This is a genomic window from Pseudoalteromonas sp. SR41-4 (assembly GCF_014163985.1).
Lineage (GTDB): Bacteria > Pseudomonadota > Gammaproteobacteria > Enterobacterales > Alteromonadaceae > Pseudoalteromonas > Pseudoalteromonas rhizosphaerae.
Window position 1 is genome coordinate 44,070 of the sequence record NZ_JACJEI010000024.1, and the last position, 20,344, is coordinate 64,413.

20 protein-coding genes are annotated in these 20,344 nt (G+C 40.1%); 3 read left to right on the forward strand and 17 right to left on the reverse strand.

Annotation, left to right across the window (positions count from 1 at the left end; all coding sequences use genetic code 11):
* Window positions 1–6 precede the first annotated feature (6 nt).
* From H5180_RS17040 to H5180_RS17065, 7 genes are all read right to left on the reverse strand, one after another.
* A complete protein-coding gene (locus tag H5180_RS17040; RefSeq protein WP_145241584.1) occupies window positions 7–333 on the reverse strand; it encodes a YbaB/EbfC family nucleoid-associated protein in 327 nt (108 codons plus the stop codon).
* A gap of 55 nt (window positions 334–388) precedes the next feature.
* Window positions 389–2,755 carry a DNA polymerase III subunit gamma/tau gene (gene dnaX, locus H5180_RS17045; RefSeq protein WP_182758685.1) on the reverse strand — a complete coding sequence of 789 codons (2,367 nt, stop codon included), beginning with the start codon at window positions 2,753–2,755 and terminating at the stop codon, window positions 389–391.
* 3 nt (window positions 2,756–2,758) lie between these two features.
* Complete coding sequence (gene apt, locus H5180_RS17050; protein WP_145241580.1) at window positions 2,759–3,304, reverse strand: adenine phosphoribosyltransferase; 546 nt, start codon at window positions 3,302–3,304, stop codon at window positions 2,759–2,761.
* A gap of 137 nt (window positions 3,305–3,441) precedes the next feature.
* Window positions 3,442–3,564, reverse strand: coding sequence for a hypothetical protein (locus H5180_RS23645; RefSeq protein ID WP_257325665.1), 123 nt, complete (start codon window positions 3,562–3,564; stop codon window positions 3,442–3,444).
* A 73-nt stretch (window positions 3,565–3,637) separates the two neighbouring features.
* Window positions 3,638–4,387: a DUF2063 domain-containing protein gene (locus H5180_RS17055; RefSeq protein ID WP_182758686.1), complete on the reverse strand. Its 750-nt coding sequence runs from the start codon at window positions 4,385–4,387 to the stop codon at window positions 3,638–3,640.
* 1 nt (window position 4,388) lies between these two features.
* On the reverse strand, window positions 4,389–5,213 hold the full coding sequence (locus tag H5180_RS17060) for a DUF692 domain-containing protein (RefSeq protein ID WP_145241663.1): 825 nt from the start codon (window positions 5,211–5,213) through the stop codon (window positions 4,389–4,391).
* A gap of 117 nt (window positions 5,214–5,330) precedes the next feature.
* Window positions 5,331–5,897, reverse strand: coding sequence for a hypothetical protein (locus H5180_RS17065; protein WP_182758687.1), 567 nt, complete (start codon window positions 5,895–5,897; stop codon window positions 5,331–5,333).
* Between the two features lie 208 nt (window positions 5,898–6,105).
* Here H5180_RS17065 and H5180_RS17070 point away from each other — a divergent pair, with 208 nt between their 5' ends.
* Both H5180_RS17070 and H5180_RS17075 read left to right on the forward strand, forming a co-directional pair.
* Complete coding sequence (locus H5180_RS17070; RefSeq protein ID WP_145241574.1) at window positions 6,106–7,062, forward strand: tRNA-dihydrouridine synthase; 957 nt, start codon at window positions 6,106–6,108, stop codon at window positions 7,060–7,062.
* A gap of 71 nt (window positions 7,063–7,133) precedes the next feature.
* A complete protein-coding gene (locus tag H5180_RS17075; protein WP_145241572.1) occupies window positions 7,134–7,478 on the forward strand; it encodes a TraR/DksA C4-type zinc finger protein in 345 nt (114 codons plus the stop codon).
* Between the two features lie 16 nt (window positions 7,479–7,494).
* Here the strand turns inward: H5180_RS17075 and H5180_RS17080 are convergent, their stop codons facing one another.
* The 9 genes from H5180_RS17080 to pyrC form a co-directional block, all read right to left on the reverse strand.
* Complete coding sequence (locus tag H5180_RS17080; protein WP_182758688.1) at window positions 7,495–8,547, reverse strand: hypothetical protein; 1,053 nt, start codon at window positions 8,545–8,547, stop codon at window positions 7,495–7,497.
* Window positions 8,548–8,609: 62 nt separating this feature from the next.
* A complete protein-coding gene (locus tag H5180_RS17085) occupies window positions 8,610–9,869 on the reverse strand; it encodes a hypothetical protein (RefSeq protein WP_145241568.1) in 1,260 nt (419 codons plus the stop codon).
* A gap of 11 nt (window positions 9,870–9,880) precedes the next feature.
* Complete coding sequence (locus H5180_RS17090) at window positions 9,881–10,498, reverse strand: energy transducer TonB (RefSeq protein ID WP_145241566.1); 618 nt, start codon at window positions 10,496–10,498, stop codon at window positions 9,881–9,883.
* Window positions 10,498–10,902 carry a biopolymer transporter ExbD gene (locus tag H5180_RS17095; RefSeq protein WP_054205753.1) on the reverse strand — a complete coding sequence of 135 codons (405 nt, stop codon included), beginning with the start codon at window positions 10,900–10,902 and terminating at the stop codon, window positions 10,498–10,500. The genes H5180_RS17090 and H5180_RS17095 overlap by 1 nt, the downstream gene beginning before the upstream one ends.
* Window positions 10,903–10,916: 14 nt before the next feature.
* Window positions 10,917–11,441, reverse strand: coding sequence for a MotA/TolQ/ExbB proton channel family protein (locus H5180_RS17100; RefSeq protein WP_145241564.1), 525 nt, complete (start codon window positions 11,439–11,441; stop codon window positions 10,917–10,919).
* Complete coding sequence (locus H5180_RS17105) at window positions 11,441–12,805, reverse strand: MotA/TolQ/ExbB proton channel family protein (RefSeq protein ID WP_145241562.1); 1,365 nt, start codon at window positions 12,803–12,805, stop codon at window positions 11,441–11,443. Before H5180_RS17105 ends, H5180_RS17100 begins: the two co-directional genes overlap by 1 nt.
* Window positions 12,806–12,811: 6 nt before the next feature.
* Window positions 12,812–13,582 carry a DUF3450 domain-containing protein gene (locus H5180_RS17110; RefSeq protein ID WP_145241560.1) on the reverse strand — a complete coding sequence of 257 codons (771 nt, stop codon included), beginning with the start codon at window positions 13,580–13,582 and terminating at the stop codon, window positions 12,812–12,814.
* A 1,061-nt stretch (window positions 13,583–14,643) separates the two neighbouring features.
* Window positions 14,644–14,853, reverse strand: coding sequence for a cold-shock protein (locus H5180_RS17115; protein ID WP_145241558.1), 210 nt, complete (start codon window positions 14,851–14,853; stop codon window positions 14,644–14,646).
* 322 nt (window positions 14,854–15,175) lie between these two features.
* Window positions 15,176–16,228, reverse strand: coding sequence for a dihydroorotase (gene pyrC, locus H5180_RS17120; RefSeq protein WP_145241556.1), 1,053 nt, complete (start codon window positions 16,226–16,228; stop codon window positions 15,176–15,178).
* Between the two features lie 249 nt (window positions 16,229–16,477).
* Here pyrC and H5180_RS17125 point away from each other — a divergent pair, with 249 nt between their 5' ends.
* Entirely contained in the window at window positions 16,478–18,847 is a 2,370-nt protein-coding gene (locus H5180_RS17125; RefSeq protein ID WP_182758689.1) for an EAL domain-containing protein, read from the forward strand.
* A 59-nt stretch (window positions 18,848–18,906) separates the two neighbouring features.
* Here H5180_RS17125 and H5180_RS17130 read toward each other — a convergent pair whose 3' ends face one another.
* Window positions 18,907–20,325: a YjiH family protein gene (locus H5180_RS17130; protein WP_182758690.1), complete on the reverse strand. Its 1,419-nt coding sequence runs from the start codon at window positions 20,323–20,325 to the stop codon at window positions 18,907–18,909.
* Between the last annotated feature and the right edge of the window lie 19 nt (window positions 20,326–20,344).

The window sequence follows — 20,344 nt, forward strand, 5'->3', positions numbered from 1 at the left end:
TTTATCTTAAAATGGCATTTTCATACCTGGTGGTAATTGCATACCGCCAGTTACTTTACCCATGCGCTCTTGTGTTTCTTCTGCTACACGGCGAACTGCGTCATTACACGCAGCGGCAAGTAAGTCTTCAATAAGATCTTTTTCGTCTTCCATTAAACTTTCATCAAGTTCAACACGTCGAACATTATGGTTTCCAAGCATGGTTACTTTAACTAAACCAGCACCTGCTTCACCAACCACTTCTAAGCTAGCAATTTCGTCTTGGGCTTTTTGCATGCGCTCTTGCATTTGCTGCGCTTGCTTCATCATGTTACCCATTCCACCTTTAAACATAACTTTCTCTCTTTCTATTTCTAATTGCCATGAAGATAAGGGCTATTGCAGTGAATTACAATGCCTGAATACTGTTTTCATCGATAATTGCAGAAAATAGCTGCTGTAACTGTACGATATTTTCATCACCGTTGATTACATCAATGGCTTGCTGATGGCGCCCTGCATCAATCTTTTGCTGAATTAAGTAAGGCGAATCTATCACCCCAGGGGCAAAATTGATTGTCAGCTCAACATTATACCCGTAAATACTGGCCAGCGCCGCACTAAGCTTTTGTCTTAACATAGGGGTATCGAGATGTTTTTGCGATTCATCCACTTCTAAGTGCAGCTGTTGTTGTTGCTTTGAATAAATTGAATGCAAAGCAAATTGACGCATCCGCCCGCCAAGTCCCATCCGCTTAATTAAGTATGCCCACTCATCTTGTTGATGTGCAAAACGAATATCGCTGATCGGGCTTTGAAAATCATCCGGTATTTGAATATTTATTTCAGGCTCAGGTGCAGCAACTACTTTTTGTGGATTAATTTGCTCTAGCAATTCCGGTGCTAAATTCTCAGTAATAGTCTGATGTTTTTCTTTAAAGTCAGGTTTCACACGCTTATTTGGGGCGATATTCGGCGTGTAACCATCAGTCTCAGGCTGACTACTTGCCCCCGTTATCTGGGGCTGTGACTTTTTTACCGCAGTACCGCGCTCAACCGCAGCTGGTTTATTCGTTGATGGCGCCACAGATGTTTTACCACCAGAGAGCGTACCTGCACCAGAAATATTTCTATCTCGTAAAATACGTGCAATTGCGGACTGCGCTTGTGCTTCTTTTTGGCTAATATCTGTGGTATCTGAATAGTCAGAGAATGAGCTGTTATTTTGTGCTGGAGCGGTTTGCTCTGCGCTATATTGATGCTCAGGCAAAGATTGTTCTGGCGCATGCTCAAAGCCACTATGAAAGCCCTGCTCCACTGCGTTATTCATTACCTCATCATATTGGGATACTAATTGTTGCTCAAGCTCAGCATCTGAATCATGCTCATTACCATGCGCGGCTTCGTGCATAATTCCCGAATTTGTATGTGGTGCAGTAGTAACAGTTGGCTGCGTATCGACAGGTGCTGTTTGCTCACCGGTTACAGAGTGTTCAGTTGTTGCAACGACTTGTTCAGGCGCACTCACGGCCGTTTTTAGCGGTGCAGCTTGAGGCAATGATACTTGGTTATCAACAGGCTGTGGTGTTGCAGGCTTATTTTTATTGAGAATATCTCTCAATGCTGCTGAGCGAGACCGGTTGTTATCGGCCGCTGGTGCCTGCGCCGCAGTACTTGCAAGCATTTGGCTATCAACTGGTTGAAATGCCAGTAAGCGCAGCATAACCATTTCAAAACCTAAACGAGGCTCTGGCGCCCATTGTAAGTCTTTTTTGCCATTAAGCAGTAATTGATAATAAATTTGGATTTGTTGTGAATCGCAGCTCTTTGCTACTTCACTTATAAACTCGCGATTATATTCATCTAACTTGGCGGCATCGGGCACTAATTGGGTTAATTGTGCTAAATGTGTAAGGCCAATTAGATCATCTAACAAAGCAATATAATTTGGGTTTTGGGTGGCAACTTGCTCTATTTGCGCCATCAATGCATGGCCGTCTTGGGCTAATAATGCAACCAGCAAGTGCTGGCTATAATGGTTGTCCATCAACCCTAGCATTGCTTGCACCGCTTGATGCTTAATATCACCATTCGTTTGAGCAATCGCTTGATCAGTTAAACTCAATGCATCACGCATACTGCCATCAGCCGCTTTGGCGATAATTTGCAGGGCTTGAGTTTCAAAACTTAATTTTTCTTCGCCTAACACATATTCAAGTTGTTGGAGTATTTCAGGTTGCGATAACGCATTAAGATTAAACTGCAAACAACGCGATAAAATGGTGACAGGCAGCTTCTGTGGATCCGTCGTCGCTAATAAAAACTTAACGTGCTCAGGCGGCTCTTCCAAGGTTTTTAATAATGCATTAAAACTATGCTTTGAAAGCATGTGTACTTCATCGATCAGGTACACTTTGTAGCGACCGCGAGTTGGCGCGTACTGCACGTTATCCAATATCTCACGGGTATCTTCAACTTTAGTGCGCGATGCGGCATCTATCTCAAGTAAGTCAATATAACGACCAGTTTCGATATCTATACAGCTGCTACACTTGCCACACGGTTGCGCCGAAATGCCTTCATCACAATTTAAGCTTTTTGCAAAAATACGTGCGATGGTGGTTTTACCCACCCCGCGAGTCCCAGTGAACAAATAAGCGTGATGCAGTCTGTTTTGTGTTAAAGCATTAATAAGCGCTTGTTTCACATGGGACTGACCGACCAATTCATGAAAGGTCTGTGGACGCCATTTTCTCGCTAGGACTTGATAACTCATTAATTATTCGCCTTCGAATTCAACCAATTTTAGGATTTTAATCCCCATTTTTGCAATGCGTTGCTCGCCACCTAGTTCTGGTAAAGAGACTACAAATGCTGCATCTGTCGCATGACCACCCAACTTATTGACTAATTTAGCGGTCGCTTCAATGGTACCGCCGGTTGCTAATAAGTCATCGACTAAAAGCACTTTGTCACCTGGGACAATGGCATCTATATGCAGCTCTAATACATCTTCACCATATTCTAGCTGGTAATCTTGAGAGATCACTGCACGTGGTAGTTTGCCCGGTTTACGCACTGGAATAAAAGGAATACCTAATGCATATGAAAGCGGCGCACCGAAGATAAAACCACGTGATTCAGTACCTATAATCTTGGTAAAACCTTGATCTTTATAAGCTGAAATAAATGCATTAATTGTTGCTTGAAATGCAGCGGGATTAGCCATTAGCGTAGTTACATCACGGAACATAATGCCTGCTTTAGGGTAATCTGCAATAGTAGTTATGCTATCTTTAATGATAGATGGAGTTACTTGAGTCATAATTTAAACTGTTTTATCTGTAATATTACAAAGCAGACAATTATAACATCACAAAAATGAGTTGTCGGTAAGAAGTTAAATAATTAAGTAATAAGACTGTATTATATACAGCCTTATTATAATTTAGCAGTGCTAAATTAAGAGACTGTGGTGATCCAGCCTAGGATTGCATTTAAACAGCCGATTCCTGCAAACACAGCTAAGAACGCAAGAAAATACATTGCATTAAACGGATCTTTAAAATCTTTATCTTCTGACATAGGTACTACCTTTTATTAAGCGCGACGAATTAAGGCGCACATAATAGACGATGTAAAATAATCAATAAAGACTTTAAGGGTGATTTTTTGTCACGATAACGCCACGTTCCGCCATTGCATGTAATGTTACTGTAGCACCTTGAACAAGCTGTTCTGTAGTAAATTGCGGCGCTTGTAAAGCAACTTGCTCCACCAACGAAGCTAATTTGATACTCGGTGTTGTGTCTATAATTGCCAGTAATAATGCGGTCATTGCATTGGTAGCAAGAAATTGTACTTCGTCATCGGTATCGCGATACACCACAAAATAATGAGGCTGTTCACTAGACTGCTGTGGTTGAAAATCAACACTGATATGCTGTACAGCAAACTGATAACTTAAATTTCGCGCGCAACTACTCATATAAAGAGGCACATTACTCAGCGGTGCATTAATGATGCAATCAGTTGGATCCGCATGCGCAACCGAGACATCAAGCTCAATCCATTCATAATGAGCAAGTTCAAGCATAAAGGGGGGATCAATTTCTTGCAATTGGTAATCACTACTTAAATACGCAATAAACTCACTAGCAATATCCAAAAAATAAGGTGATTGACAATCGTGTTCAGCAAAAAATTGGCGAACTAATCTTAACCAATTGTTATCGCTGTAGAGTGTTTTCAGAACCGGAAATGCTGAGGAAGTAAAGCCATTGATATTATTGAAAAATAAATCACGGTAGATCGCCATACGACGCTCTTCAATGTCATCGGGCTTTGGTTGTGTATCTGGCGCTCGAATATGCGCCATAAACGCTTGTTGGGTTTCAATAAAATTCATATCAGGCACTTTCTTTACGCTGTATTATTGCGTGCTTGGCTTGTAGTTGATGAATTATATCCAGCTCTTTGGTAAGCTCAGCGATAGCTGGAATATTAAAATCACGTTCCAATAAAGTCGCAAACACTCCATGATGTTGATAAGCACGATCAAGTAATTGCCAAACAGGGTCAATCACGTCAGCGCCGTGAGTATCAATAAGTAAATCATCCGCCTCATTGAAATGCCCTGCGACATGACCATACGCTATACGTTGCGATGGCAAGCTAGCTAGAAAATGTTCTGCATCATAACCATGATTTATCGAATTCACATAAATATTATTTACATCGAGTAATAACTTACAATCAGCTTGCTGTAATATTTCAGTGGTAAATTCTAACTCGCTCATTTGCTGACCAGGTGCGGCATAATAAGACACATTTTCGATAGCTATTTGCTGCTCGAGAATATCTTGCACCTGTTTTATCCGCCCAACAACATGGGCAATCGCAGCTTCAGTAAATGGGATCGGCATCAGATCATACATGTGGCCGCTGCCGGAACAATAACTAAGGTGCTCACTAAAAAGCTTAACATTATGTGCTTTGAAAAAGACTTTTAATGCTTTAACAAATTCAATATCTAACGGTTCAGGAGAGCCGATGGATAATGACAAGCCATGACAAACAAAATTATTTGTATCGGTCAGTGACTTAAACTGCTTAGCAAAGCGACCACCGAGTTTTAACCAGTTCTCAGGCGCCACTTCCATAAAATCAATTTGCTTTGGTATCTGCATCAGCAATTCATCGAGCATTTCTCTACGCAGCCCAAGCCCTACCATGCCAAATTCACTGTTACTAGATACAGTCATATCAACTCCTTCATTTAAAAGGGCCACAATGCGGCCCTTTTATAAACATACTACTTAGCTAAAGTGCAGGTTACTTAACTTATCTAATTAATGGCTACCGCATTTGCCTTCTTTTTTAGTTTTAGCATCGCCGCCGCACTTACCTTCTTTGTTAGCTTTATCGTGTTTAGCGTCGCCGCCACATTTTCCTTCGCCGCACTTACCTTCTTTTTTTGCTTTATCGTGTTTAGCATCGCCGCCGCATTTGCCTTCGCCGCACTTTCCTTCTTTTTTAGCTTTGTCATGTTTAGCATCGCCACCGCATTTGCCTTCGCCGCACTTGCCTTCTTTTTTAGCTTTGTCATGTTTAGCATCGCCACCGCATTTGCCTTCGCCGCACTTGCCTTCTTTTTTAGCTTTGTCGTGTTTGGCATCGCCACCACATTTGCCTTCGCCGCACTTACCTTCTTTTTTAGCTTTGTCGTCTTTAGTTTTAGCATCTCCACCGCATTTACCTTCGCCACATTTTCCTTCTGTCGCGTCGACTTGGTAGCCCGTTACCATTTGTTGAAATTCAAACGGATTCGCTTGAACATCTGCAGAAATAAAACTTGTGCTACCTACTACTACCGCGCCTAATGTTAACGCGATTGAATTTTTTTTAAGTGTATTCATTTTATGACTCTCTCTAAACATACAAAGGTTGTACTAAGTAGACCTTGCTACAAAAATAATATTTCATTTAATCACATATTTTTATTTATTATTGATGATAACGCTACAAAGGAGTACAAAACTGGAGTTAACTATGGGAGTAAAATTGGCATTTATCAATGTTACAGGTAAAATACGCCTCCTTATGTAAAGTCAAAGTGCCCCTATCATGAAATTAGTTTTAGCGCCTATGGAAGGGGTTGTCGATTTTAAAATGCGTCAACTACTCACCGAAATTGGCGGTTTTGATTTATGCGTCACTGAATTTGTTCGTGTTATTGATGCCTGCCTGCCTGATAAAGTATTTCATCGCTATTGCCCAGAGCTAAATAATAACGGTTTCACTCGTTCAGGCACTCCTGTGCGTATCCAATTACTTGGCCAAGTTGCACACGCATTGGCTGAAAACGCAATCAAGGTAATAGAGCTTGGCTCTCACGGCGTTGATCTTAATTTTGGTTGCCCTGCTAAAACAGTCAATCGCAGTAAAGGCGGCGCCGTACTACTAAAAGATCCTGAACACATGTATGAAATCATTAAAGCAGTCCGTGATGCCGTGCCAAGCGAGCATCAAGTAAGCGCTAAAATTCGTTTAGGTTTTGATGATGACAGTAACAGTCAAGAAATTGTTGATGCCGTTGTCAGTGCCGGTGCCAATAGTATTGCCATACATGCCCGTACAAAGCGAGACGGTTATAACCCGCCCGCTTACTGGGAGAAGATTCCACCACTGATCAAAGATAAAAACATCGCCGTGGTCGCAAATGGTGAAATTTGGCAAGTAGAAGATGCACTACTTTGCCAGCAACGTAGTGGTTGCACAGACTTAATGCTTGGTCGCGGTGCATTATCGCATCCTGATTTAGCACGTAAAATAAAAGCACACTTTAATGATGAGCACTATGATGGCCTGCAGTGGGAGCATATTCTCTATCATCTGATCCATTCAGCCATACATCATGACCCAGCGAAAGATGAAAAGTATTTTGCTTCTCGTACTAAACAGTGGCTAGGCTATTTAAAGCGCCAATATAGCCAGGCCGATACTTTATTCGATGAGATCAGGCGCCTTAAAACAAAAGAAGATGTTGCAGGTGTTTTGAAAAAATATGCTATCGCACCTTAATTTGACACACATCATAGTCGGCTTTTTTAAATTAATGAATACTGCAGCATTGCTCAACGAGGACAATGACAATGATCAATGCTCAACATCACCTTCTAAGACTTAATACAGAGTTAGAGCAAGTAAGGCAGTGCTTGCTTACGACACTATCAAGCTCAAGTAACAAATCGCATCACTCGCTAGCTGAAACCTTGCACAAAAATAACCCTGAACAATGGTTAGAGCTTACGCAAAAGCAACTTGGCACTGAATATAAAGATATCATAGTACGCTTAGAACAACTTGAAGCGGCGGTCTGCCAAATCGATATCGGCCAATATGGTTATTGCTGTGACTGTGAAGAAAAAATTGACTCGCAACGGCTGAATGCCGATCCAACAGCGCAGCGCTGTGGCAACTGCGAGCCAAGGCTATAAAAATCAGCAAGCGGACTTACGAAGTTGTTAAAAGTGTTGCAAACGCAAAACTTTGCGCCGGATAAAAAATGATATCAGCCACTAAATAATCGACTTGTTGTGGCGTCATTTTCAGCCGTTTAAGCAAATTAACTTTCGCTTGTTGGACAGTCCAAGCATGGTAATGTATGCCAAGATCGGTTTCCATCATAGCTAACCAAAAAGTACGCTCTTCATTACTTAGTCCTGTTGCAGCTTGCCCAGCATAGCCTATCAGACTCTGATAATCTTGTGCCCAATCAAAGCCAACAAGCTTTTTATTAGACAATGCAAAACGCTGTGCAAGCACGGAATAGCGATGACCAACTGCTACATGGATAGAATATGCTTCTTGCTGCATTTCCTTCAACTGAGATTGTACTGCTACTAGCCAATTTATTGGTGCTTTAGTGACGCCTGAGAAGTAATTTAACTTACTTTGATACCAAGACCCACCATTTGATATGCCATGTAAACCAACACTACCTCGGGGTGCATAGAGAGCTAAATAATCATTAAATTCAGTTAGAGTGTGTTTAAGATTTTCTGGAAGATCAACGCGAGCAAGATTTTTAGTTACCTGCGCTTGTAAGGCATTAAGCTCGATTGAGTTGAGTCTAAGTTTGCTCTCTTTAGCAAGTATTAACTGCTGCTGGGTAAAACTAAGCCAATTGTTTATGTTTGCAGTAATATCGTGTTGCTGGTTATAGGCAAGCATGTTATCGAGCACAGGAATATACACCGGCCACGTAAAGTAACGCTGCGGAAAACGCTCTGCAATAATGAGGTAATCCAATGTGCGCTGAGCGACAGGAGTTAATTCAAGGGTTTGCATTGCTTGATATATGCTGTGGCGCTCTTTTAAATACGCATCACTGAATGGAAACTGTTGCTCGTTAACTGGTTTAATTTCACCTGTTGGTCTTAAAAATTGATTTAGTGTTTGCAACGCTTGCTGAGCTTGCTCTTTACTTTGATACTGATTATTCGTATCACCACATGCGCTCAAGAAAAGCGCTAAGAAGCATATCCATATTAGGTGTTTTATCATGAGTTAATCCAATAAAAAAAGCCCCATAGGGGCTTTTTATAAATTGCTATAGCGAATTAAAGTTAAATCTTAACACCGTTGCGAGCGGCTTTATCTTTAATAAATACAGACCAACCTTTCGCAAACTTACGCGTTCGAGGGTCATCCATTGCTTTAGTAATTGCAGCATAAGCTTGCTTATACTTTTCTTGATAGTAATAAGCTTCCGCTAAATCTGAATAAATAGTTCCTTTCTTATCAGAACCAAATTCAAGCGCCTTGTTCAGACGAACAACGGCAGCACTATAATTTTGCGATTGTAAAAGTAATGAACCTGCTTTGCGATAAAGCTCAGCATCGTCATCAAATTTTGCCGCTTCTTCATAGTACTTAGCTGCTTTTGCAATATCTTTTGAGCGATGGTAGTTACTTGCCACTGCACTGATATTTTGTTTATTACGCTTCACAATCTTATCATCGATAGACTTCTCTAAAACCTTAGCGGCTTTATAAGGGATCTCATTCAATGAATAGAAGTTAGACAAAACTTTATAATCAACTTCAGTTTCAAAATAACCGTTTTTGTAAGCTACTTCCATCGTCGCAAGACCAGTTTTGTAGTCTTCCGTCTGAAGGTAGTATTTACCTAAACTTACCCATGCTTTTTTATCATCTGGCCAGATACGAACAATTTCTTCACCAATTTTAACCATATTTTTATAGTCTTTAAGTTCAAAATAAGAACCTAATTTTAATTGGTAAGGGCCTTTATTAGGCTCTTTTTGAAGTTTAATTGCTTTATCTGCAGGTGCAAAAACATCTTTGAACTTTTGTAACTGGTAATTAGCTTGGGCTATACGAGTATAAACCGTTGCATCTTCTTCACCAGTAAAGTCCATCCATGCAACATAAGCATCTTTGGCTTTTTCATACTGCTCAGTACCAGCATACATATCGCCTAATGTTTTTAAACTTTGTTCTTGATCGGCAAAGTTCAAAACATCAGGGGCCACAGCTAATTTTAAGTAACCAATCGCAGTTTTGTACTGCTCTTTCTGGCCATACATACTACCTAAATAGCGATTAACTGTTGCTTTGTCGAAATCATCAGAAGCATCGATCTCTTTCAACATGGCAATTGCTTCGTCTAGCTTTTCTTCGTTATATAAGTCAAACGCTTTTATAACTTTTTTACCAGTGCGCTCACCCATGATTCTAGTTTTTGCTTTCTTCCGCGCTTCAATTTTCGCGGGATCTGGCGCTGCTAGAACCGGTGCAGTAAATACTGCACCCGAGAAAGACATAAGTACCGCAAGTGCTGTTACTTTAGATAAATTTCTCATTACTTGCCTCCTTAATTGCCTTGGTTAATTTTAAAGTCTAGCTGAACTTGTAAGCCAACTTGCTTTTGTGGCTTACCGTCAATAATTTTAGGACGGTATTTCCACTTGCTCAAGGCGCGTTTAGCTTCTCTATCGAAAATACGTTTAGGGTCTGCGTCGATTACTTCAACATCAGTAACCCCACCCAATTCATCGATTGAGAATGAAAGTTGTACCCAACCTTCTTTGCCATCACGTGCTGCTTGTGTTGGATATTTTGGTTCAATACGAACGATTGGTGTCGCATCACCGTCTCGTCCGAATGCCCCTGGACCACTTAGACCACCTGCCGAACTTCCCACATTAATGCTTGGCATGTTAAATGACATAGCACCTGGATTTGGGTTGTTGTTTTCCGGCTGTGGCGGCTGCGGTTTAGGCGGCTGCTTTGGCGGTGGAGGCGGCGGAGGCGGTACTCGCTTCCGTTCCTGCACCTTAGATTCAGGCGGATTCGTCATAATTTCGACTATGATCTGCTCTTTTTGTTCCGTATTACGGTCAGCCCCACCAGAGATGAGGAAGGCCATGAAGTAGAACAAGCCGAAAGTAACTGCCCCACCTGCAATCAGTGAAAACAGAAAACGAATCATTACTGATCTCCAGCTATTGAAATTCTCAGGTTGTCGCCCGTCGCTTTGATCTGGTCCATAACTTTAACCACTACGCCGTGTTTTGCATCTTTGTCAGCTTGCAAAATTACAACTTCAGTAGGTTGTTCTGCTAATAAACTTTCAATTTTTGCTGAAACACGTTCAACATCAACTTGCTGTTTATCAATCCAGATTTCGCCGTTGTCACGAATTGCAATAAAAATGTTAGCATTTTTTTGCTTCGTAGCTTGGGCCGCTTTTGGTTTATTGACCTCGATACCAGCCTCTTTAACGAACGATGTAGTTACGATAAAGAAAATAAGCATGATAAATACGATGTCAAGCATCGGTGTCATATCTACCGTTGCATCTTCTTCTTCACGAAAACGTTGTTTACGTGCCATATTTAATTCTCTCTCTAGTGATGAGGCATACTATCAACAAGCTTGGCTTTCACCATTCTCGCTCTTGCCTCAAGGCGTGAGCTAAAGAATACTCCAGATAATGCCGCAACCATTCCAGCCATTGTTGGGATTGTTGCCATTGAAATACCTGATGCCATTAAACGTGCATTACCTGTACCTTGGCTTGCCATGGTTTCAAAAACCGCGATCATGCCTGTTACTGTACCAAGTAAGCCAATTAAAGGACAAACAGCTACTAATGTTTTAATCAACAACATACGCTGATCTAATTTTTCAGACGCTTCAGAAATCCATGCTTCACGGATTCTGTGTGCGTACCAAGACGTAGTGTCTTGGCGGGCATCCCACTTTGCTACAATTTCCGACGATAAACGAGGAAATTCTGCAAGTAAGAACCAATAGCGCTCAATCATTAAAACCCACATAAGAAAGAGTGCTATCGCGACCACGTATAAAACCTGGCCGCCTGTGCCAACAAAATCCCTGATAGATTCCCAGATCTCCATCAGGACTAGCATTAGGCTTTCTCCTTCTCCGCGTGAGTAGCAATAATACCTGCGCTTTGCTCATCAAGGATGTGTAATACCGACTTACTACGACCCGCAACAACAGCGTGAAGAAGAATAAGTGGTAGTGCAGCAATTAGACCTAGCGCAGTAGTTACAAGTGCTAGAGAGATGTTACCTGCCATGATCTTCGGATCACCTGTACCGAACAATGTGATTGTTTGGAACGTTAAGATCATACCGATTACCGTACCTAGTAGACCAAGTAACGGGGCGATTGCAGCAAGGATTTTAATGATATTGATACCAGCTTCAATGCGTGGCGTTTCACGAAGAATCGCTTCATCAAGTTTAAGCTCAAGGTTTTCAACATCTTGCGATTTATTGTCATGATACACTTTCAGAATACGACCCAGTGGGTTATTTGTATTCGGTGTAGACACGTTTTTAAGCTGGCTATTAATCTTACTACGAGTAAGTGTAAGGTCAATAAAGCGTACTAGTGTGATTAAGATACCTAAACCTAATAACGCAGTAATGATGTAACCAACTACGCCACCTTGGTGGAAGTATTCATCAAGTGTCGCTTTTTGTGTATTGATACGTAAGATAGCACCACGAGTCGGATCCACGTATACACCAGCATAGTTATCAGAAGACGTATTTTCTAAGTCTTTAATACCAGCAAGGATGTAACCATCAGGCTGTTTACCTAAAGGCTGAATTGATTTAGTTTCAGGCGAATAGATTAAGTAGCCATCGTCTGTTACTAAGTTGAAGTTACCGATACGTGTTACTTTCTTAACTGTCGCGTTACCGTCAAGACCTGCAACTTCAGTTTCGAATGTTGAAACTTTAGCTGACTCAGTCATTTCAGTTTGTAGTGAAATCCAAAGCTCTTCAAGTTCACGAACTGTTGGTAGTTCTTTAGCAGCAGCTAATGAACGTAAGATTTCAGCACGGCCAGGTTTTTCAGCAGAAACAAGTGATGCTTCGATTGAACCAATAGCATCTTGCGCAGCACGACGTACAACACCAAACATTTCACCCAACGTACCTTGTGCGCTTTGAAGAGCAGCCTCTTTCTCAGCTAAAGTATTTTCGTTTTGTGCATATTCTTTAGTTAAACGATCGCCACGAGCTTTTTCAGCAGCTAATTGGCTTTTTGCTTTATTAAGTAACGCTTGCTTATCAGCACGATCTGATAAGAATTCTTGCTCACGTTGCTTATTGATTTTGCCTTCAGATATACGCTCTTGCTTGACTTGCTCAAGAATTTTATCTAAAGCAGTGGTATTTGCATGTGCATTAAGCGCGGTACCTGCAGAAACAGATAGTACTGCTGCAACAGCAAAACCTTTAAATAGTTTCTTCATTATTGATTACTCCGCGCCAAAGATTGGTAGTTTAACAAGTTCTAATGTCGCTTGCTTACGCGCCATACGAATAACTTCTTTAACAGGTTTTAGGTATTCATCACCTAATTCTTTCCACTGTTTAGTATTGTTATCCCATACCCATGCGTGCTTTAAGTCAAACGATTGAGCAACGTAAGTGATACGACCAAGTTGGCCGAAATCAACGTTAATGCTCTTGCCATCAACTTCTAAAGTACCTTGTGAAGCAGCTACTAAAGAGCTATATGCAGCTTCGATAGTGTACGCTTCTAACACTTGACGGAACTTCTCTGAAGTAGTAACAGAAGAAGAAACCATTGTTTCACGTAATCTTTCAACACGCGCCAAACGATTGTCACTGTTAAACGGAACGTCCGCTTTGATGAATTGCTCGAGCGTATCGATCATGCGATACATCAAAGGCACAACGTTTTGTTTTGTGTTGTCGATCGTAGCGATTTGACGGTCAAACGATTCAATTGACGCGTTTTGGTCAGCGACCAAACGGGCAACGTGATCGTTGTATACTTTTAATAGCTCAGATTCATCAACAACGCTACGGTACTCAGCTAATAGCTCTTGAGTTTGACCATATACATTGTCAATTTTAGTTTGAGACTTAACCGCAGCCGTTTGAATTTGTAGACCTGCTTTTTGCACGTCATTCAAAGGATCTGCAATCACATTGCTGCTTGCGAATGCAAAAGCGCCAACCAACGCAGTTGCTACAAGACTCTTTCTGATTTTAACAGACATAGTTCCCAACCAATTAAGTAATGTTACTTTTATAATTTAATTACCTCCCGAAGGAGACAACCCTGATATCTTTTAATAGATATCAACCCTCCAATAATGCTAAATGCAATGCACGCTGTCAACTTGATGTTTGGAATTAACCATAAATAAATTAATTCAATCATTGCAAACTAAAACACAAAAAACAAAGGATTAACATAAATGTAACAGAGGTGGATTTTCATATAGGATGAAAGCCGCTTACTAACAACAGTTTTACCTCCCTTAATGAAAGAGAAAACATTAATGTAACATTTTATGTGTAATCAAGCAGGGTTAAAAAAAGTTCATAATAATTTCGAATAAGCGTAATCATTCAGTAAAAAAGCCTTTTTATGCAGCAATAACCTAGGTGTTTCGTACAAAAAACAAGCACCCGACCTTTAAAAGAAAACGTAGCCGCAATTTTACAAACAGAAGTTATATTTGTTTTTTATCTACAAGACTTAAAGGCGCACTGTAAATGTTACCAATATATTCGAAATAATAACGCTATATACCCAATTTCTTTTATACCGATTACTAACCGTGCCAAACTTGTCTATGAACAATCAGAGGTAAAATAGCATTATCTAATTAAATACTAATTTATACCAATCGTGTTAAGTTACTGACCATTTATAGCGACATATAAATACAGTGATAACAAGGCGTAACTTTTGACATGTAGTTGTTCTACTTGAAAAAATTATAACGCAGTTAGCGCTTTATTTAGCTCGCTAGAATGGTTAAATATTTAAGTCGATTGGTATTAATTAAAAACATCATCGTTATTGGTGTTGAGTAGCTGACTAACTGTATACAGTTGGTATAAAAAGTTTATTGAGGGACGCAAAGATGTACACCGCTTGTATTGAGCAGCATTTGGTCTAGTGAAATAGCATTCAGAATTTAGTGTATATTTATTGAATTTAAAAAGTAGCGGTAGAAAGTTTATTTTAAAAAAGAATTTGATGAGGGGGAAATTATGGTGAAACAGAGTCCTGTTTCACCAAGTTGAACCTAGGTTCACATAATAAAAATTATGCTAATTCTACGTTCTCAGCTTCAGGGCCTTTTTGGCCTTGCTTGATGCCGAAAGACACTTGTTGGCCTTCGCTTAGAGTGCGAAAACCTGAGCCTGTAATAGCGCTGAAATGTACGAATACGTCAGGACCATTTTCTTGTTCAATAAAACCGAAACCTTTAGCTTCGTTGAAGAACTTAACTTTACCAGTAACCGTGTTTGACATACCAAATTTTCCTGTAAGTCAATAATTAAAATTCAGCCAGATTGGCTATATCCTCCCTGAGTGAATGCCCAATAAATCGCTGGGATAAAGTACAGGAAGAAGTAATAACCATTAACCGGAAACCTTACACGCCGCACATTAACCAAAAAATTCAATACGCAAAAACTCAAAGCAAGTTAAGGTTAACACAATATAATTGTTTTAGCTCTATTAATTCAGAATTATTTTAATGCTTTTAACATCAACTCAATAAAACTGTTCAAGTGATTAATTTTAATACAAAAAGCACACCTTTCTCAGCTGTGCTTTACTTACTCTATGGTTATTTGATCAGCCAATCAATTGTACTTTCGGCTTTAATTGGCACCACGTGATCATTTCCTAATGGGTAACTTGCTGGCACTGTCCATGGTTGCTTTATAAGGGTAACAGTATCTGCATTACGTGCTAAACCATAAAAGTCTGGACCAAAATGACTTGCAAAGCCTTCAAGCTTATCAAGCGCTCCGGCCTCCTCAAATGCTTCAGCGTATAACTCAAGTGCAGCATGAGCGGTGTATGCACCGGCACATCCACATGCGGCTTCTTTTTTATCTTTATAATGCGGCGCCGAATCTGTACCTAAGAAAAACTTAGCACTGCCACTGGTCGCAGCACTAATAAGTGCTTGTTGGTGTGTATTACGCTTTAATATTGGTAAACAGTAGTAATGTGGGCGGATCCCTCCCGCTAACATATGATTACGGTTATACAATAAATGATGTGCAGTAATGGTTGCAGCCACATTATCAGAGGCATTATTTACAAAATCAACGGCATCTTTAGTGGTGATGTGTTCAAGCACAATTTTTAAATCTGGGAAGTCTTGTACAACATCCACTAAAATAGTTTCTAAGAATACTTTTTCACGATCAAATATATCAATCGATGAATCTGTCACTTCACCATGGATCAGCAATAACATACCGACTTCTTGCATGGCTTTTAATGCTGGGTAAATCTTTTTAATTGATGTTACACCAGAATCAGAATTTGTTGTCGCACCTGCTGGATACACTTTAGCAGCAACAATTTTACCAGTTGCATGTGCTTTTTTAATCTCATCCGCGCTCGTATTATCTGTTAGATAAAGCACCATTAATGGCTCAAAATTTCCTTGTGGCCCGGCCGCCATAATACGGTCGCGATACGCTAAAGCAGTTTCAGTACAGGTTGCCGGAGGAACTAAGTTTGGCATAATAATAGCGCGTCCCATATAGCGGCTAATATCACGCACTGTATCTTTTAGTTGATCCCCATCACGTAAATGAACATGCCAGTCATCTGGACGAGTGATAGTTAACGTTGACTGAGTGTCGAAGGCTTGCTTTGTCATTACTTGTTTCCTCGGCTGAATTTAGTTGATCATATGCATATGCCCTATCTGAGTAAAGATTTTATTGCGGTTTTTCCTGATGCTTTTTATCAACAGATAGAATGAAAACACTGGTTCATCAATCGTTTGGCGTGCGTTTACCTTTACAAACATACCTCGTTAATTTTATTTATTCTTTGTCTAAACGTTAACATTCCGTTAATCTATAAGTATATCAATGACACAAAACGGTATATTCACGCGTGGCATATGCAGAATAAAGTAGACTTATCTTCAGCGCTTGATGCAAAAACCGAGCAACTGAGTATTATTAATCAGTTTTCTTCAAGCTTATTACAGTTAGATAAACTCGATGAATTATTCGACTACGTGACCACTGAAGTAGTTAAGCGGTTAGGCTTTGTCGATTGTGTTATTTATATTGCCGATGAAAGTGCTACAACCTTACATGAAGTCGCATCAATGGGAGTGTCACCTGCAGATAGTAACTATGCCGTAGAACGAAAAACTATCGCATTTAATCAAGGCATTACTGGTTATGTTGCTTCTACAAGTCGCGCTGTTATCATTGGTGATGTCAGTGCTGATAGCCGTTATATCGCAGATGTACGCCCTGCAATGTCTGAACTATGCGTACCATTAGTTTATAAGCAGCAGGTTTTAGGAGTTATAGACTGCGAGCACCCGGTGCGTAACTATTTTAGTGATGCCCATCTTGAAATTTTAACCACCGTTGCGCATTTACTCAGTGCCAAAATAAATCAGGTCAATACTGTTGAGAACTTGCAACAAACGGTGAGTAAATTAAATGCTGCACAAAAGCTAGAAGGAACGCTCTTACAAATAGCAAATTTAACCTATCAAGCCAATGACTTAGATACTTTTTTAGAAGCATTGCATGGCATTATGACCAACTTGCTACGCGCTGATAACTTTTTGGTAGGGCTATACAACAAAAATATCGATATCCTCGATATTGTTTACATTGTCGAGGAAGGAGTACGTTCAAATGCTCATAAAAAAATATCAAAAGAGCAACTAAAACATACCGCATCCTATTACCTTTTAAATTCCGAACAGCCATTACTATTAAATAAAAAAGAATATCAACAACATATAAATGATGGCCATTTTAAAATGGTAGGCCGCGAGTCAGAATCTTGGCTTGGTGTTCCATTTAAAGTAAGCGAACATATAAGTGGTGTGATCGTAGTACAAAGTTACGATAAAACTCACCATTATAATGATCATGACCGCGCTCTACTGACGTATGTCAGCCGCCAAATTAGTATGGCTATCGACAGACAACTATCTCGCCAAGCACTTGAACATCGCGCTTTGCATGATGAATTAACTGGGCTTGCTAATCGCTCTTTACTGATTGACCGCATTAAGCACGGCATCTTACGGCTAACTCGAACACCCAAAGGGCGATATCATGCGTTGCTGTATCTAGATTTCGACCGCTTCAAAAGCATCAATGATTCTTTAGGGCATGAAGTGGGCGATCACTTTTTAATCGCCATTTGTAAGTTAATTAAAGGCACAATTCGAAATACCGATACATTCGCACGACTCGGTGGTGACGAGTTTGCTATTTTTATGGAAAACATCACTCATAAAAACCAAGTTAATGATGCATTAAAGCGGATTAAAAAAGTACTCGCTAAACCACTTAATATTGATGGCCATTTACTGCAAGCTTCTACTAGTATTGGCGTTGCATTTTGCGAAAACGAAAATGATAAAGCCTATCAGTTATTACAGCATGCAGATGCTGCAATGTACGAAGCTAAATCAACAGGCCGTGGCCAAGTCAGATTTTTTAATAACACCATGCGTAAAAAGCTTAAAAGTCACGCAGATATAGAAAATGATCTACAACATGGCATTGAGCATCATGAATTTGAGTTATATTATCAGCCGATCTTTGCTATACAGCAATGTAACGTTGTAGGTTTTGAAGCGCTCGTTCGTTGGCACCACCCACGCAAAGGCTTTGTTTCACCTAATGATTTTATTTCAATAGCAGAAAACACTGGGCAAATAATTAATCTCGACCTGCATTTATTAGATCTGGCAGGAAAACAAATAGCTGCGTGGCAACAACAAGGTAAACGTTTCTTGCGTGTGACGGTGAATGTTTCCTCACGACACTTTGCAAGTGTAGACTTTATCTCGCAAATTCATGCTATTTATAATAAATATGAGCTAGCATTAGGCTCCTTATGTTTAGAGATCACCGAATCAGGTTTGATCGAAAACTTAGAATTAGCAACCAAGATAATTGAAGGGTTAGCGCCATTAAAAGTAAAGTTATGTTTAGATGATTTTGGCACCGGATACTCTTCTTTGGGTTACTTACACCAACTGCCAATTCATGTGCTAAAAATTGATAAGAGCTTTATTGACCGTCTTAAAGACACCGCCACGCCATTAGTTGATGCCATTTTGTCATTGGCATCATCACTTAAGTTAGATGTTGTAGCCGAAGGAATTGAAACGCAAGAGCAACTAGCCATATTGCAAAAAACTCAATGTGATTTTGGCCAAGGCTTCTTAAAAGCCAAACCCCTGCCCGCCGCTCAAGCAATTTTATTGATTGATAAACCACTTTAAAACAACCATAAAAAAGCCCTGATTAATCAGGGCTTCTTGCAAATAAAAAACAGGCAGAATCAGCCAACCAACCAATGTGCCATCAGAGCAATAACGGGTAACGTGATCAAGGTTCTGAGAATAAATATTACAAACAATTCAAATATATTTACTGGGATTTTACTACCCAATAAAAGCGCGCCCACTTCTGACATGTAAATTAACTGGGTTACACTCATTGCCGCAATAATAAAGCGAGTAACATCACTTTCAATCGTGCCAGCAGCTAAGATTGATGGAATAAACATATCCGCAAAGCCAACCATGATCGTTTGCGCGGCAGCTTCTGCTTCTGGTATTTGTAATAACTCTAAAAATGGGATGAACGGTTTACCTAAATAAGCAAATATCGGCGTATATTCAGCAATAATTAATGCGAATGTGCCCACAGCCATCACTACAGGTAATACTGCAAACACCATATCTAATGCGTTGTGAATGCCTTCTTTCATGGTACCTGCAAAGCCCGGTGAGTTTTTAGCTTTGTGCAGCGCGACATGTAGGGCATGTTTAAACACATTTTTGCCATGCGGCACGCGCTCTTTATGCTGATCAGGCTGACTACCATCAATATATATATCTTTCTTAAAGCTCAATGGCGGTATGCGTGGCACGATCAGCGCAGCAACAACTCCCGCTAAACAAACCGTTAAATAAAATGGGGCAAATAATTTTTCTAGTCCGACTTGGCCTAATACCACCAAACAAAACGTAATTGATACCGCAGAGAATGTAGTACCGATAATCGCCGCTTCACGCTGAGTGTAATGCTTTTCTTCATATTGGCGCGCGGTCATTAAAATACCCACACTGCCATCGCCTAACCAAGAGGTTGCACAATCAACAGCACTTCGTCCTGGCACGCCAAATAACGGGCGCATTACTCTAGTTAATAACGTGCCTACTAGCTCCAGCAAACCAAAATTTAACAATAAAGGCAGTAATAAGCCCGCTAAAATAAACACCGAAAATAGCACTGGTAATAAATCTTTTAGCACTAAGCCACCGGTACTTCCTGATGTAATACCATCGAAAAGCGGAATTAAAAACTCTGGTAATGTCGATTTAAAATCCGGATTATTAATGCTTAAAACCGTTAAGATAATAAACGCCATACCAAATAAACGGATCACTAGCCAAAGCCAATGCACATCAAAAAGATGCTTTAAAATAGTAGATTTCATTAATACCTCAGGCTTAAAAACCTTGAATATCAATGATAAAACACCTGTAGTACAAATAATTAATGTAATCAACGTATCGGCATACGATGTAATATGAGCTTGCACCGCTTTTGCCATAACAGCGATAGGAATAGTCATTGCCCCGTCCATTGGCACTGGAGTCATGAATAAGAGAACCCCAATTAGAGACGGAACTAAAAAATTAAACCATATCTTAAAGTCAAACTGCGGGTGAGAGGAAGTTAGATTAGACATTGTTTTCAACCTGTAAAAA

What these genes read in the sequence shown, in the direction of transcription:
- H5180_RS17040 (WP_145241584.1), bottom strand. Translation starts at nt 333, where the DNA reads ATGTTTAAAGGTGGAATGGGTAACATGATGAAGCAAGCGCAGCAAATG.
- dnaX (WP_182758685.1), bottom strand. Translation starts at nt 2,755, where the DNA reads ATGAGTTATCAAGTCCTAGCGAGAAAATGGCGTCCACAGACCTTTCAT.
- apt (WP_145241580.1), bottom strand. Translation starts at nt 3,304, where the DNA reads ATGACTCAAGTAACTCCATCTATCATTAAAGATAGCATAACTACTATT.
- H5180_RS23645 (WP_257325665.1), bottom strand. Translation starts at nt 3,564, where the DNA reads ATGTCAGAAGATAAAGATTTTAAAGATCCGTTTAATGCAATGTATTTT.
- H5180_RS17055 (WP_182758686.1), bottom strand. Translation starts at nt 4,387, where the DNA reads ATGAATTTTATTGAAACCCAACAAGCGTTTATGGCGCATATTCGAGCG.
- H5180_RS17060 (WP_145241663.1), bottom strand. Translation starts at nt 5,213, where the DNA reads ATGGTAGGGCTTGGGCTGCGTAGAGAAATGCTCGATGAATTGCTGATG.
- H5180_RS17065 (WP_182758687.1), bottom strand. Translation starts at nt 5,897, where the DNA reads ATGAATACACTTAAAAAAAATTCAATCGCGTTAACATTAGGCGCGGTA.
- H5180_RS17070 (WP_145241574.1), top strand. Translation starts at nt 6,106, where the DNA reads ATGAAATTAGTTTTAGCGCCTATGGAAGGGGTTGTCGATTTTAAAATG.
- H5180_RS17075 (WP_145241572.1), top strand. Translation starts at nt 7,134, where the DNA reads ATGATCAATGCTCAACATCACCTTCTAAGACTTAATACAGAGTTAGAG.
- H5180_RS17080 (WP_182758688.1), bottom strand. Translation starts at nt 8,547, where the DNA reads ATGATAAAACACCTAATATGGATATGCTTCTTAGCGCTTTTCTTGAGC.
- H5180_RS17085 (WP_145241568.1), bottom strand. Translation starts at nt 9,869, where the DNA reads ATGAGAAATTTATCTAAAGTAACAGCACTTGCGGTACTTATGTCTTTC.
- H5180_RS17090 (WP_145241566.1), bottom strand. Translation starts at nt 10,498, where the DNA reads ATGATTCGTTTTCTGTTTTCACTGATTGCAGGTGGGGCAGTTACTTTC.
- H5180_RS17095 (WP_054205753.1), bottom strand. Translation starts at nt 10,902, where the DNA reads ATGGCACGTAAACAACGTTTTCGTGAAGAAGAAGATGCAACGGTAGAT.
- H5180_RS17100 (WP_145241564.1), bottom strand. Translation starts at nt 11,441, where the DNA reads ATGCTAGTCCTGATGGAGATCTGGGAATCTATCAGGGATTTTGTTGGC.
- H5180_RS17105 (WP_145241562.1), bottom strand. Translation starts at nt 12,805, where the DNA reads ATGAAGAAACTATTTAAAGGTTTTGCTGTTGCAGCAGTACTATCTGTT.
- H5180_RS17110 (WP_145241560.1), bottom strand. Translation starts at nt 13,582, where the DNA reads ATGTCTGTTAAAATCAGAAAGAGTCTTGTAGCAACTGCGTTGGTTGGC.
- H5180_RS17115 (WP_145241558.1), bottom strand. Translation starts at nt 14,853, where the DNA reads ATGTCAAACACGGTTACTGGTAAAGTTAAGTTCTTCAACGAAGCTAAA.
- pyrC (WP_145241556.1), bottom strand. Translation starts at nt 16,228, where the DNA reads ATGACAAAGCAAGCCTTCGACACTCAGTCAACGTTAACTATCACTCGT.
- H5180_RS17125 (WP_182758689.1), top strand. Translation starts at nt 16,478, where the DNA reads ATGCAGAATAAAGTAGACTTATCTTCAGCGCTTGATGCAAAAACCGAG.
- H5180_RS17130 (WP_182758690.1), bottom strand. Translation starts at nt 20,325, where the DNA reads ATGTCTAATCTAACTTCCTCTCACCCGCAGTTTGACTTTAAGATATGG.